The organism is Streptomyces otsuchiensis (assembly GCF_004305975.1).
In the GTDB taxonomy this organism is placed as follows: domain Bacteria; phylum Actinomycetota; class Actinomycetes; order Streptomycetales; family Streptomycetaceae; genus Streptomyces; species Streptomyces otsuchiensis.
This window is the reverse complement of record NZ_BHZI01000185.1, coordinates 1-12,005: the sequence shown is the minus strand read 5'-3', so window position 1 is coordinate 12,005 and position 12,005 is coordinate 1. Positions and strand designations below refer to the sequence as shown.

Below are 12,005 nucleotides of genomic sequence, written 5' to 3'. Positions count from 1 at the left end.
GGTCGGGCACGCGGGGCTCCCCCGTTCGTCGGTCCGTGCACCTGGCGCGCCCGCTCTGCGGCGGGTGCGCGCCGCCACGCGGCCGTGGGACCACGGCGACGGCTCCTCCACTATGGGGTGCCCGCCGGGGCCGGGGCCACCCGGCCGCGCCCCGGCGGGTGTTGACCGCGTGGGCCACCCGCGCCCCGGCACCGGTGGCGACGCGGGTGCCGCCGTACCCTGGCGGGATGTCCCACTCCCCCGGCGGCGCCGGCACCGAGTCCGTGGCGCGCCGGGCGCTCTCGGCCCCGCCGGCACTGGGACCGGTGCGGCTCGTCGGGATCGACGGCCACGCGGGCTCGGGCAAGTCCACCTTCGCCGGACGGCTCTCCTCGGCACTGGGCGGCGCCCCCGTGGTGCGGCTGGACGACCTGGCGGAGCACGACGCGCTGTTCGACTGGGCCGGGCTGCTGGAGCGCCGGGTTCTCGGCCCGCTGCGGCAGGGGCGGCAGGCGCGGTTCCCGGCGTACGACTGGGTGCGGCGCGCGCGGGGTCCGGAGCGGGTGGTGCCGCCGGCTCCGGTGGTGCTGCTGGAGGGGGTGGGAGCGGGCCGGCGCTCGGTGCGGCCGTCACTGTCGCTGCTGGTCTGGCTGGACGTGGACCGGGAGGCGGCCTGGCGCCGGGGGCGGGAGCGGGACGGCCCGGAGCAGGCCGGGTTCTGGGACGGCTGGGAGCGGGCCGAGGCCGCGCACTTCGCCGACGACCCCTCGCTGCCCCACGCGGACCTGCTGCTCGTCCCGGGGGACGGCGGGTACACCGCGCGCGTTCCTCGCCCCGGCGCCCGCTAGGACAACGGCGGGGCGCGCGGGCGCTCAGGAGAACGCGAGCTTCGCCGCCAGCGCCAGCATCACCACGGCGACCACCGCGTCCAGGACGCGCCAGGCGCGCGGAGTGCGCAGATGGCGCCCGAGATGCCTGGCCCCGAAGCCCAGCGCGCAGAACCACAGCACGCTGCCGAGGACGGCCCCGGCGGCGAACAGCCACCGGTCCTCACCGTGCGTCGCCGCGACGGAGCCCAGCAGGAAGACGGTGTCGAGGTAGACGTGCGGGTTGAGCCAGGTGAGGGCCATCGCGCCGAGCAGTACGGAGGGTGCCCGGCTCCGCGCCGCCGTGAGCGTGCCGGCCGCGCGCCCCGGCGAGCCACCGTCAGGGCCGCCCCCGGCCTCGGACCGGTCGGCGCCGGGCTCCAGGGCCGCCGCGCCGGGCCGCCACGCCCGCCGGGCCGCGAGCAGCCCGTATCCGGTGAGGAAGGCGGCGCCGAGCAGCCGAGCGGCGTCCAGGAGCCAGGGTGCCCGTTCGACCAGGATCCCCAGTCCGGCCACACCGGCCAGGATCAGCACGGCGTCCGAGAGCGCGCACACGGCGACGACCAGCGCGACGTGTTCGCGGCGCACCCCCTGGCGGAGCACGAAGACGTTCTGCGCGCCGATGGCGACGATGAGCGAGAGGCCGAGCCCGAGGCCCGAGAGGAGAGTCAGCACCTCCGGAACCTATGAGCGGCGCCGCCATGAGCGCCAGCGAGGATTTCTCATCCGGCATTAGCATCGCTTCACATGCTTCACATGAAGATCGACCCGGTGCTCGCCGGCACCGTCGCCGCGGTCGTCGACGAGGGGACGCTCGACGCGGCGGCGCGGCGGCTGCGGATCACCCCGTCCGCGGTAAGCCAGCGCGTCAAGACGCTCGAACAACAGCTCGGACGGGTCCTGCTGGTCCGAGCCAAGCCGGCCCGTGCGACCGAGGCGGGCGAGGCCGTCCTGCGGTTCGCCCGCCGGTACGCGCTGCTGGAGCACGACGCGCTCGCCGAGTTCGGTCTGCGTCCGGGCGGTGCCCGCACCCGGCTGCCCCTCGCGGTGAACGCCGACTCCCTGGCGACCTGGTTCCTGGCACCGCTCGCCCGGCTGGCCGAGCGGCACCCGGTGGACTTCGACCTCCACCGGGCCGACCAGGACGACACCACGGACCTCCTGGAGTCCGGGGCGGTGATGGCCGCGGTGACCTCCCGGGCCGCGCCGGTCCCGGGCTGCACGGTGACGCCGCTGGCGGTGCTCCGCTACCGCGCCGTGGCCTCACCCGCCTACCTCGCCCGGTGGCTGCCCGAGGGCCCGGTGGCCGGGGCGCTCGCGGAGGCGCCGTGCGTCGACTTCGACCGGCACGACCGTCTCCAGGAGAGCTGGCTGCGTGCGGTGGGCGCCGCCCCGGAGGAGGCGCCGCGCCACTATGTGCCGACCGCGCACGACTTCGCACGGGCCGTGGAGCTCGGGCTGGGCTGGGCCATGCTGCCCGTCCCGCAAGCGGCCCCGCTGCTCGCGGCGGGCACGGTGGTCCCGCTCGGCGGGCCGGATGTGCCGGTGCCGCTCCACTGGCAGCAGTGGAAGGTCCACTCCCCCCTCCTGGCCGCGCTCACCGCCGAGGTGACGGAGGAGGCGGCACGGGTCCTGGGGCCGGCACCGGGCGCCCGGGACCGGGAGGGCCCGGCCCGCTGACCCACCGGCGGGGCGGATCGGTCGCCCGGCGCGTCACGCGGCGTTCTATCCTGGGGTGCGGCGGGTGACCGCCCACGAGCAACGAGCCGCCGGTGCCCGCCCCGTCGTCGCTTCGGCGGGTGGCCCGGCGGCGGCACCGCCCGGTGGCTGCCGGGCACCGGCGAGCAGACGGGGCGACCCGTCCGGGGGGACGCGATGATGCCTGACGGGCACGACGCGGAGCACCGGCGCACCGCGGCCGATCTCGCCTGGCTGCGCGGGGTCGACGCCTACACGGCGGCGGCGTACGGCGACGCCGAGGAGGGCTTCCGCGCCGCGGTGCGGGAGGACCCCGGGATGGCGGACGCCTGGCTGGGGCTGCACGCGCTGCGGGTGGACGTGTCCCGGGCGCTGCTGCGGATGTACGAGCACCGCGAGCGGTTCGGCGAACAGCGTGCGGCGCACGCCCGTTCGCTGTCGTCCTGGTACTGGCTGGGCTGGTGGGTGCAGCCCGTGCTGGAGTCCCGCAGGGACCTGCTGCTCGCGCACGCCTCGCAGCTGCTGGACGGGCGGCGGCTGCCCGAGCTGGACGCGGCGCTGGAACGGTGCCCGAGCCCGGACTCCGACCCGCACGCCCGTTTTCTGCACGCCTGCCGCGCCTATCTGGCCAAGGACTGGGAGGCGTTGTTCCGGCACACCGCCTCGCTGGTCGACGACACCCAACTGGGCGTCGAGGCGGCGCTGTTCGCGGGCATGGCCCGGGTCCGGCTCGGGATGTACGGGCAGGCGGAGCCGCTGCTGGCGACCGCCCTGATGCGCTGCCGCAGCGAGTTGCCCCAGCGCAAGGAGCTGCGCTACTGGCTCGCCCGGGCGCGGGAGGGCAGCGGACGCACGGCCGCCGCCGTGCCGCTGTACCGGGCCGTCCAGCGGGCCGACCCCGCGTTCATGGACACCGTCGCCCGGCTGCTGGCGCTCACGGACGAGGACGCCGCCGGCACGGACACCACCGGCACCGGGGCCGGCGCCGCGGACCAACCGCCCACCTTCGGCGGACTCGACGGCGCCGACGGCCGCGAGGCGCTGGACGACACCGACCCCGCGGACCCCGCCGAACTCGCGGCGCGTCCCGTCCCCGCGCAGCGGACGGCCGGTCCGCCGTGGCCAGCGGCCCCCGGCGGGCCGGCGATGCCGCTCCCCGGCGCGGACGAGGGCCCGGGCTCCTCCCCGCACGGGCTGGCGGCCGCCCTCGCTGAACTGGAGGCCATGGTCGGCCTGGAGCCGGTCAAGGAACAGGTGCGGGCGCTGACGGCGCAGCTGAGGATGGCCCGGCTGCGCACCGGCCAGGGCCTGCCCGCGCGGCCACCCCAGCGGCATCTGGTCTTCTCCGGCCCCTCGGGCACCGGAAAGACCACGGTGGCCAGGATTCTGGCGCGGGTACTGCACGCGCTCGGCGTCGTGGAGCACGACCGGCTGGTGGAGGCCCACCGGGCGGATCTGGTGGGCGAGTTCCTCGGCCAGACGGCGGTGAAGACGGACCGGCTGGTCGACTCGGCCCTCGGCGGGGTGCTCTTCGTCGACGAGGCGTACAGCCTCGCGCACTCCGGGTACACCCAGGGCGACGCCTACGGCGACGAGGCGCTGCAGGTCCTGCTGAAGCGCGCGGAGGACAACCGCGACCGGCTGGTGGTCATCCTGGCGGGCTACCCGGAGGGCATGCGCCGGCTGTTCGCCGCCAACCCGGGCCTGGGCTCCCGTTTCTCCTCCCGGATCGACTTCCCCACCTACCGCCCCCAGGAGCTGACCGCCATCGGCGAGCTGCTGGCCCGCCGCGGCGGCGACGCCTGGGACGAGGACGCCCTGGAGGAGCTGCGGTCGATCTGCTCCCACGTGGCGGAGCGCGGCTGGACGGACGAACTGGGCAACGGGCGCTTCCTGCGCGGCCTCTACGAGTCCAGCTGCGCGTTCCGCGACGTGCGGCTGGCCGAGTCGGCGTCGGCGCCGTCCCGCGAGGAACTCGCCACGCTGCGGCTGCCGGACCTCATGCGGGCCTACGGCGAGGTGGTCGCCGGCCGGGAGACGCCACGCGCCGACGACGTGGAACGGCCCCCGGGCTGAACGCCACCACGGCGCGACCGCTGCGAGCGGGACGGGGCGAGCCGGGGCGGGCGGCACGGCCGCCCCCGGTGCCGCGCGGCGCCGGGGGCGGGGGGTGTGTACTTCTCCCGGAGGTCAGCGGGGGTCGGTGCCACTCCGGCTGTCGACGAGGTCGCGGAGCATCCGGGCGTTCCGCACCGCCGCCTCACGGCCGGACGCCGGCTGGATCGCCATCACCGGCAGCGCGCTGCCGTCGTCGAGGTCCAGTGACGCCCAGGAGTCGCCCTCCCGCAGGTTGACCCGCACCACCTCGGCCCACTCCAGCGTCCGCACGGTGGTGAGGTTGACGACGGTCAGCCCGCTCTCGGTGATGGTGAGCCGGGGACGGCTCAGCAACGCCAGCACACCCCAGATCAGCAGCCCGCTCAGGCAGAACGCGGCCTGCTCGCCGATGCTGTGGGCCGCCGGGCCGCCGCTGGGCAGGGCCAGGCCGATCGCGGTGAGCACCACGAAGGAGAGAGCACCCAGCGTCATCAGGGTGATGACGGTGGCCATCGGGCGCAGCGTCATCGGCAGTGACGGCGGGGGCGGGGCGTCGTCGGTCGTGTGCTCGGGCGTGGTCGGGGAGGGGTTCACTCTGGTTCCTTCGTCGCGGCGCGTGGTCCTGTCGGCGCGGCCGTCACAGACGGCAGGCGTGGATGTGGGTGGTGAGGATGGCGCGGGCGCCCAGGTCGTAGAGGTGGTCCATGATCCGCTGCGCCTCGCGGGTGGGGACCATGGAGCGCACCGCGACCCACCCCTGGTCGTGGAGCGGGGAGACGGTCGGCGACTCCAGCCCGGGGGTGAGCGCCACCGCCTGCTCGACCAGTTCGGCCCGGATGTCGTAGTCCATCATCACGTAGCGGCGGGCGACCAGGACGCCCTGGAGCCGGCGCAGGAACTGGGCGACGCGCGGGTCCTCGCCCTCACCACGGCGGCGGATCACGACGGCCTCGGACTCCAGGACGGGTTCACCGATGACCTCCAGGCCGGCGTTGCGCAGGGTGGTGCCGGTCTCCACTACGTCCGCGATCACGTCGGCGACGCCGAGCTTGATGGCGGTCTCCACCGCGCCGTCGAGGTGGACGACCGAGGCGTCGATCCCCTGCCGTTCGAGATAGGGGGCGACCACGCCGTCGAAGGAGGTGGCGACGGTCAGCCCGTCGAACTCCGCAACGTCGCGAACGCCGCCGGGCCGGGTGGCGAAGCGCAGGGTGGAGGCGCCGAACCCGAGCTGGAGGATCTCCTCGGCGTCGGCCGTCGAGTCCACCAGCAGGTCACGGCCGGTGACGCCCACGTCCAGCTTGCCGGAACCGACGTAGACCGCGATGTCGCGCGGGCGCAGGAAGAAGAACTCGACGCCGTTCTCGGCGTCCAGCAGCACCAGTTCACGGCGGTCCATCCGCTGCCGGTAACCGGCCTCATGGAGCATCGCCACCGCAGGCTCGGAGAGAGCGCCTTTGTTCGGGACGGCGATGCGCAGCATGGTGGGTGCTTCCTTCTGTGGTGGTCGCCGGCCCGGTGGGCCGGCGGGTGGTCAGGCAGGGGACGTGGGGTGTGCTGAGGGGGTGCCGAGGGAGGCGACGGCGGGCGGCGACGGACGCCGCGCGCCACCCGGAGCCCGAGCGGGTTCCGGACGGCGCGGACGGCGGCCGGCCGCGCTCACAGATGGGAGTACACGTCGTCCAGGGAGATACCGCGGGCCACCATCATCACCTGAAGGTGGTACAGCAGCTGTGAGATCTCCTCGGCGGTGCGGTCGGCGCCCTCGTGCTCGGCGGCCATCCACACCTCGGCGGCCTCCTCGACCACCTTCTTGCCGATCGTGTGCACGCCGGCGGCGACCAGTTCCGCGGTACGGGAGGTCTCCGGGTCGCCGGTGGCGGCCTTCTGCTGGAGCTCGGTGAAGAGCTCCTCGAATGTCTTGTTGGCCATGGTGGCCCTAGCCTACGCGGGGGCCACCGCTGCCCGTCATCACCGCCAGGGTTCGGACACCGATCGCAGGGTCGCCGCAGTGGAGACCGCGGCGGTGACCGCTTCGTGCCCCTTGTCCTCGGGGGATCCGGGGAGCCCGGCGCGGGCGATGGCCTGTTCCTCGGTGTCGCACGTCAGTACCCCGAAGCCGATGGGGACCCCGGTGTCGACGCCGACCTGGGTCAGCCCGTTGGTCACGCCGTGGCAGACGTAGTCGAAGTGCGGGGTGCCGCCCCGGATCACCACGCCGAGCGCGACGATCGCGTCGTATCCCCGGTCGGCGAGGACCTTGGCGACCACCGGCAGCTCGAAGCTGCCGGGAACGCGCAGCAGGGTGGGCTCGTCGATGCCGAGGTCGCGCAGCGCGCGCAGTGCGCCGTCGACCAGTCCGTCCATCACCGTGGGGTGCCATTGGGCCGCGATGACCGCGACGCGCAGGTCCGCGCAGTCGCTGACGGTCAGTTCGGGTGCGCCCTTGCCACTCATGTCTCTCCTCGGGGCTCGCCGCCGGTGGGTCCGGTCGGGGTGGACAACGTGGGGCCGCGCATCGCCTGGAGGCGCGGTCCCGTGGTGCGGTGCGGCGGTCGCCGGTGAGGCGGGCCGGGTGGTCTCTGGTGAATCTCGTGAACGGCCACGTCAGGGCCCGGTGTTGGTCCGACGGGGAGCACGGGACCGGTGGGGTCTGCCGGCGCTGTCTGCCGGACAGGGCCTAGGGGTGGGCCCGGGTGGCGGCGGTGGGTTCGTCGAGCCAGGGCAGGTCGTGGCCCATCCGGTCGCGCTTGGTCCGCAGGTAGCGCAGGTTGTGCTCGCCGGCGCCGACGACGGCCGGCACCCGCTCGCTGACGTGCAGGCCGTGCGCTCCCAGCGCCGCCGATTTACCGGGGTTGTTGGTGAGCAGCCGCAGCGAGTGGACGCCGAGGTCGGTGAGGATCGCGGCCGCCGCCGAGTAGTCGCGCGCGTCGGCCGGCAGTCCCAGCTCCAGGTTGGCGTCCAGGGTGTCCCGGCCTCGCTCCTGCAGCTGGTAGGCGCGGAGCTTGGAGGTGAGGCCGATGCCCCGGCCCTCGTGTCCGCGCAGGTAGACCAGTATCCCCCGGCCCTCGGCGCGCATCCGCTCCAGCGCGTTGCGCAGTTGCGGTCCGCAGTCGCAGCGCAGCGAGCCCAGGACGTCTCCGGTCAGGCATTCGGAGTGGACGCGGACCAGCACGTCCTCGCCGTCGCCGAGGTCTCCGGCGACCAGGGCGATGTGCTCGACCCCGTCGGCCGCCCGGTAGCCGTAGGCGCGCAGTGAACCGTGGGCGGTCGGAAGGGCCGTCTCGGCCTCCCGCAGCACGGCGGCCACGGCGGAGGCGGCGGAGCCGTCGGCGGGCAGCAGCGGCCCCGAGCGGGTCACGGGCACCGGGCCGGGCGTCCGGGGCGCGGCCTCCTCCCGCACGGTGCCGGGGCCGGCGTCGGCGGGAGCGGTGCGGGGCCGCTCCGGCCGGTCCGGTTCGCGGGCGGGCAGGGTCGCCAGATGGGCGGCGAGGTCCTCGATGGAGATGATCGACAGGCCGTACTTGCGGGCGAAGGGGATCAGCTGCGGGAGCCGCAGCATGGCGCCGTCCTCGCCGGCGATCTCGACGATCGCCGCGGCCGGGCGGAGTCCGGCGAGGCGGGCGAGTTCCACTCCCGCCTCGGTGTGGCCGGGCCGCTCCAGCACGCCGCCGGGGCGGGCCCGGAGCGGGAAGAGGTGGCCGGGGCGGACGAACTCCTCCGGTCCCGCGTCGGGGTCGGCGAGCAGCCGGATGGTGGTGGCGCGGTCGGCCGCCGAGATACCGGTGGTCACCCCGTGTGCGGCGGAGGCGTCGACGGAGACGGTGAACGCGGTGCCCATCGACTCGGTGTTGTCCGCGACCATCTGCGGCAGCCGCAGCCGGTCGAGGTCCTCGCCGGCCATCGGGACGCAGATCAGCCCGCGGCACTCGGACATCATGAACGCCACGGTCTCGGCGGTGATGGTCTCGGCCGCGGCGACGAGGTCGCCCTCGTTCTCCCGGCCGGCGTCGTCGACGACCACCACCGGACGCCCGGCGGCGATGTCGGCGACCGCCCGGGTCACGGTGTCCAGTTCGGGCTCGGCGGCGTCGTCGTGGGACGGCGGGACGGGGCCCCCGGCGGAGTGGTGCGTTCCGTACAGAGTGGGCTTGAGCGTCATACGGCAGCTCCTTCGGGGGCGTGGCGGGGTTCCGTGGTGCGGGTCCGCAGCCACCAGGCGCGCATTCCCCACAGGACGAGGACGAAGTAGACGATGTAGACCAGCCCGGAGAAGGCCAGTCCGCTGCTGAAGGCGAGGGGCACGCCCACCAGGTCGACCAGCAGCCACGCGAACCAGAACTCCACCAGCCCGCGTGCCTGCGCCACCATGGCGACCAGTGTGCCGACGAAGATGTAGGCGTCCGGCCAGGGGTTCCAGGACAGCTGCGGCCAGATCGTGAACAGCCCGCCGACGGCGGCGGTGCCCAGCACGGCGCCGCCCGCGAGCAGGGCACGCTCCCGCCAGGTGGCGAACCGGATGCTGACCTGCCCGTCGCCGGAGTCGCGGCCGCTGCGCAGCCACTGCCGCCAGCCCCACACCGCGACGACGACGACCAGCAGCTGCTTGCCCACGCCGCCGGACAGCTGGGCGGAGGCGTAGGCGGAGATCAGGATGAGGCCGGAGAGCAGCTGTACGGGCCACGTCCAGATGGAGCGCCGCCAGCCGAGCGCCAGCGCGGCCAGTCCGCAGAGGTTGCCGACCATGTCGGACCACTTGATGGACTGCCCCATGGTCTCGAACGCGGTCGCGTTGAGCTGGTCCAGGAGGCTCATCCCGTGACCTCCCCACGGCCCCCGTCGGCGGCGGCCACGGCCTCGGACGGGGACGGGGCGCCCGCGCCGCCGCCGTGGGCCAGTAGCCGTTCGACGTACTTGGCGAGCACGTCGACCTCAAGGTTGACGATGTCGCCGGGCTGCCGGTGACCGAGGGTGGTGAGCTCCAGCGTGGCCGGGATGAGACTGACGGTGAAGGAGTCGGCCGCGGCCTCGACCACGGTGAGGCTGACGCCGTCGACCGTGATCGAGCCCTTCTCGACGACGTAGCGCGCCAGGGTCTCCGGCAGCGAGATCCGGACGATCTCCCACCGCTCGCCCGGGATCCGCTCCAGCACGGCGCCGGTGCCGTCGACGTGGCCCTGCACGATATGGCCGCCGAGCCGGCCGCCGAGCGCCATGGGGCGTTCGAGGTTGACGCGGGAGCCGGGCTCCAGCGAGGCGAGGCCGGAGCGGTTCAGGGTCTCGGCCATCACGTCGGCTGTGAACTCGCCTCCGCCGTGCTCGACCACGGTCAGGCAGACGCCGTTGACCGCGATCGAGTCGCCGTGGCCGGCGTCTTCGGTGACCAGGGGCCCGCGCACCCGGAAGCGGCGGGAGTCGGTGTGGCGCTCGACGGCGGTGATCTCGCCCAGTTCTTCGACGATTCCGGTGAACACTCTCAGGACTCCTCGGTCGCGGTGGCGTGGGCGTCGGTGCGGGGTGGGGCGGTGCGGGCTTCGGCGGTGCGGGGTACGGCGGTGATGCGCAGGTCGGGTCCGACGGGGGTCACATCGACCACGTCCAGCCGTCGGGCACCGGAGATCGTGCCGACGCCGAAGTCACCGAGGACGGGGGCACCGGAGCCGAGCAGCGCGGGGGCGAGGTAGCCGACGACGCGGTCGACCAGCCCCACCGCCAGCAGGGACCCGGCCAGCGTCGGGCCGCCTTCGAGCAGCACAGCGCGGACATCGCGGCGGTGGAGTTCGGCGAGCAGCGCGAAGGGGTCGAGTCCCGTGCCGGCGGCGCGGGGCAGCCGGACCACCTCGGCGCGTTCGGCCAGGGCGGCGGTCCGTTCCGCGGGTACGTCCTCGGCGACGGCCACCAGAGTGGGCGCGGCACGGTCGAGGATCCTGGCCCCGGGGCGGATGGCCGCGGCCTCGGTGTCGACGGCCACCCGCAGCGGCTGGACGGCGCCGGGCACGTCGCGGACCGCGAGGTGCGGGTCGTCGGCGCGCAGCGTGCCCGAGCCGACCAGGACGGCGTCACACCGGGCGCGCAGCAGGTGGACGTCGGCGCGGGAGGCGGCCGAGGTGATCCAGCGGCTGGTGCCGTCGGCGGCGGCGACGCGGCCGTCGAGCGTGGCGGCGTACTTCCAGGTGACGTGGGGCCGTCCGCGCCGGACGGAGGTCAGCCAGGCGGCGTTGACCTCTTCCGCCTCGGCCGCGAGCACACCGGGCACGGTCTCCACGCCCGCGCCGGCCAGGGTGCGCGCACCGCCGGTTGCCAGCGGGGTGGGGTCGGCGACGGCGTAGACGACCCGGGTGATCCCCGCGTCGAGCAGCGCGCGGCTGCACGGGCCGGTCCGGCCCTGGTGGTCGCACGGTTCGAGGGTGACGACGGCGGTGCCGCCGCGGGCGGCGTCCCCGGCCCGGCCCAGGGCCTCGACCTCGGCGTGCGGGCCCCCCGCGTACTGGTGCCAGCCCTCGCCGGCCACCTGGCCGTTCACGTCCAGGACCACACAGCCGACGACCGGGTTGGGGCTGGTGCGGCCGAGACCGCGCGACGCCAGAGCGAGGGCACGGCGCATGGCGTCGTGTTCGCGCTCGCTGGCTGGTGGGGCCACCGGGGTCTCCTGCCTGTCGGGCAAGACTCCGGGGCGGTACGGGACCGAAGCGGTACCGGAACCACGGGGAGACCACGTCGCATCGCCGGAACGCCGGGGCATGCCCGGGCGGCGTGGAGCCGTGACTACCCGTGCCGGTGCCGCCGCGCACTGCCTCCCATCCGGACTTTAACCGTCGGTCCAGGAGTTTCACCTGGTCAACCGGCCACTGGAGGTGGCCGGGTCGCGGACTGTAACCGCCGGTTCGGAATTTCACCGACCCCGGAGTGCGCTTGCGTCACTGATACGAGAACCCAGTCTGCCACGGCGGGCACCGGCTCCGACAGATGGCGTGTGGGTGCGGTCACTCACACCGGCCCGCGCGGGCCCCTCGGGCGCACCGCCGGGGTGGGGCTGGCGCGCCGGGTGGCCGGGCCGCGCCGGATGGGTCAGGCCGGTGCGAACAGTTCGTCGCGGGCCGCGTCCAGGGCGGTGAGCAGCGCACCGCTGAGGACGGCGCCGCCACCGACCGATCCGGCCCGGATCTCGGTGGGCAGCGGGGAGATGGCGTCCAGCCGGTGCTTCACCCGGCGCGCCAGCGCGTCGCCACCGGCGCGGCCGAGTTCACCGCCGAGGACGACGCATCCGGGGTCCAGCACGGCGGCGACGGAGGCGGCGGCGATCGCGACGCGTTCGGCGAGAGCCGCCAGGAACTCCGCGGGGGCCGCCGGGCGGGACCCCGGATG

The 12,005-nt window shown here is 75.0% G+C and carries 13 protein-coding genes and 1 riboswitch; of the genes, 3 read left to right on the top strand and 10 right to left on the bottom strand.

Features of this window, described 5'->3' with window-relative positions; genetic code table 11:
* The first annotated feature begins 227 nt into the window (after window positions 1-227).
* Window positions 228-827: a uridine kinase family protein gene (locus tag E0D90_RS17665; RefSeq protein WP_130799199.1), complete on the top strand. Its 600-nt coding sequence runs from the start codon at window positions 228-230 to the stop codon at window positions 825-827.
* 24 nt (window positions 828-851) lie between these two features.
* On the opposite strand, the gene E0D90_RS17660 is transcribed toward E0D90_RS17665, so the two are convergent.
* Window positions 852-1,520: a LysE/ArgO family amino acid transporter gene (locus E0D90_RS17660; RefSeq protein ID WP_170214992.1), complete on the bottom strand. Its 669-nt coding sequence runs from the start codon at window positions 1,518-1,520 to the stop codon at window positions 852-854.
* 72 nt (window positions 1,521-1,592) lie between these two features.
* On the opposite strand from E0D90_RS17660, the gene E0D90_RS17655 reads away from it, so the two are divergent.
* Together E0D90_RS17655 and E0D90_RS17650 are read left to right on the top strand one after the other, a co-directional pair.
* Entirely contained in the window at window positions 1,593-2,525 is a 933-nt protein-coding gene (locus E0D90_RS17655) for a LysR family transcriptional regulator ArgP (RefSeq protein WP_219806312.1), read from the top strand.
* 198 nt (window positions 2,526-2,723) lie between these two features.
* A complete protein-coding gene (locus E0D90_RS17650; RefSeq protein ID WP_227870289.1) occupies window positions 2,724-4,619 on the top strand; it encodes an AAA family ATPase in 1,896 nt (631 codons plus the stop codon).
* Window positions 4,620-4,733: 114 nt separating this feature from the next.
* On the opposite strand, the gene E0D90_RS17645 is transcribed toward E0D90_RS17650, so the two are convergent.
* The 9 genes from E0D90_RS17645 to E0D90_RS17605 form a co-directional block, all read right to left on the bottom strand.
* Complete coding sequence (locus E0D90_RS17645; RefSeq protein WP_438827413.1) at window positions 4,734-5,234, bottom strand: PH domain-containing protein; 501 nt, start codon at window positions 5,232-5,234, stop codon at window positions 4,734-4,736.
* A 43-nt stretch (window positions 5,235-5,277) separates the two neighbouring features.
* Window positions 5,278-6,123, bottom strand: coding sequence for an ATP phosphoribosyltransferase (hisG, locus tag E0D90_RS17640; RefSeq protein WP_103502412.1), 846 nt, complete (start codon window positions 6,121-6,123; stop codon window positions 5,278-5,280).
* A gap of 176 nt (window positions 6,124-6,299) precedes the next feature.
* Entirely contained in the window at window positions 6,300-6,572 is a 273-nt protein-coding gene (locus tag E0D90_RS17635) for a phosphoribosyl-ATP diphosphatase (RefSeq protein ID WP_103502413.1), read from the bottom strand.
* 39 nt (window positions 6,573-6,611) lie between these two features.
* A complete protein-coding gene (ribH, locus tag E0D90_RS17630; protein WP_130799197.1) occupies window positions 6,612-7,097 on the bottom strand; it encodes a 6,7-dimethyl-8-ribityllumazine synthase in 486 nt (161 codons plus the stop codon).
* Window positions 7,098-7,320: 223 nt separating this feature from the next.
* Window positions 7,321-8,802 carry a GTP cyclohydrolase II gene (gene ribA / locus E0D90_RS17625; protein ID WP_130799196.1) on the bottom strand — a complete coding sequence of 494 codons (1,482 nt, stop codon included), beginning with the start codon at window positions 8,800-8,802 and terminating at the stop codon, window positions 7,321-7,323.
* Window positions 8,799-9,455: a nicotinamide mononucleotide transporter family protein gene (locus E0D90_RS17620; RefSeq protein ID WP_103502416.1), complete on the bottom strand. Its 657-nt coding sequence runs from the start codon at window positions 9,453-9,455 to the stop codon at window positions 8,799-8,801. Before E0D90_RS17620 ends, ribA begins: the two co-directional genes overlap by 4 nt.
* Window positions 9,452-10,114 (bottom strand): riboflavin synthase, encoded by a 663-nt coding sequence (locus E0D90_RS17615; RefSeq protein WP_130799195.1) that lies wholly within the window; start codon window positions 10,112-10,114, stop codon window positions 9,452-9,454. The genes E0D90_RS17620 and E0D90_RS17615 overlap by 4 nt, the downstream gene beginning before the upstream one ends.
* A 2-nt stretch (window positions 10,115-10,116) precedes the next feature.
* The gene (gene ribD, locus E0D90_RS17610; protein ID WP_438827412.1) at window positions 10,117-11,280 is read right to left on the bottom strand and encodes a bifunctional diaminohydroxyphosphoribosylaminopyrimidine deaminase/5-amino-6-(5-phosphoribosylamino)uracil reductase RibD; all 1,164 of its coding nucleotides are present in this window, start codon (window positions 11,278-11,280) and stop codon (window positions 10,117-10,119) included.
* Between the two features lie 143 nt (window positions 11,281-11,423).
* Window positions 11,424-11,554, bottom strand: a riboswitch (FMN riboswitch).
* 154 nt (window positions 11,555-11,708) lie between these two features.
* Window positions 11,709-12,005: ROK family protein (locus tag E0D90_RS17605; protein ID WP_130799194.1), on the bottom strand; the 297-nt coding region annotated here is incomplete at its 5' end.

Coding starts and splice junctions, on each gene's coding strand:
- E0D90_RS17665 (WP_130799199.1), top strand. CDS start 228: ATGTCCCACTCCCCCGGCGGCGCCGGCACCGAGTCCGTGGCGCGCCGG.
- E0D90_RS17655 (WP_219806312.1), top strand. CDS start 1,593: ATGCTTCACATGAAGATCGACCCGGTGCTCGCCGGCACCGTCGCCGCG.
- E0D90_RS17650 (WP_227870289.1), top strand. CDS start 2,724: ATGCCTGACGGGCACGACGCGGAGCACCGGCGCACCGCGGCCGATCTC.
- hisG (WP_103502412.1), bottom strand. CDS start 6,123: ATGCTGCGCATCGCCGTCCCGAACAAAGGCGCTCTCTCCGAGCCTGCG.
- E0D90_RS17635 (WP_103502413.1), bottom strand. CDS start 6,572: ATGGCCAACAAGACATTCGAGGAGCTCTTCACCGAGCTCCAGCAGAAG.
- ribH (WP_130799197.1), bottom strand. CDS start 7,097: ATGAGTGGCAAGGGCGCACCCGAACTGACCGTCAGCGACTGCGCGGAC.
- ribA (WP_130799196.1), bottom strand. CDS start 8,802: ATGACGCTCAAGCCCACTCTGTACGGAACGCACCACTCCGCCGGGGGC.
- E0D90_RS17620 (WP_103502416.1), bottom strand. CDS start 9,455: ATGAGCCTCCTGGACCAGCTCAACGCGACCGCGTTCGAGACCATGGGG.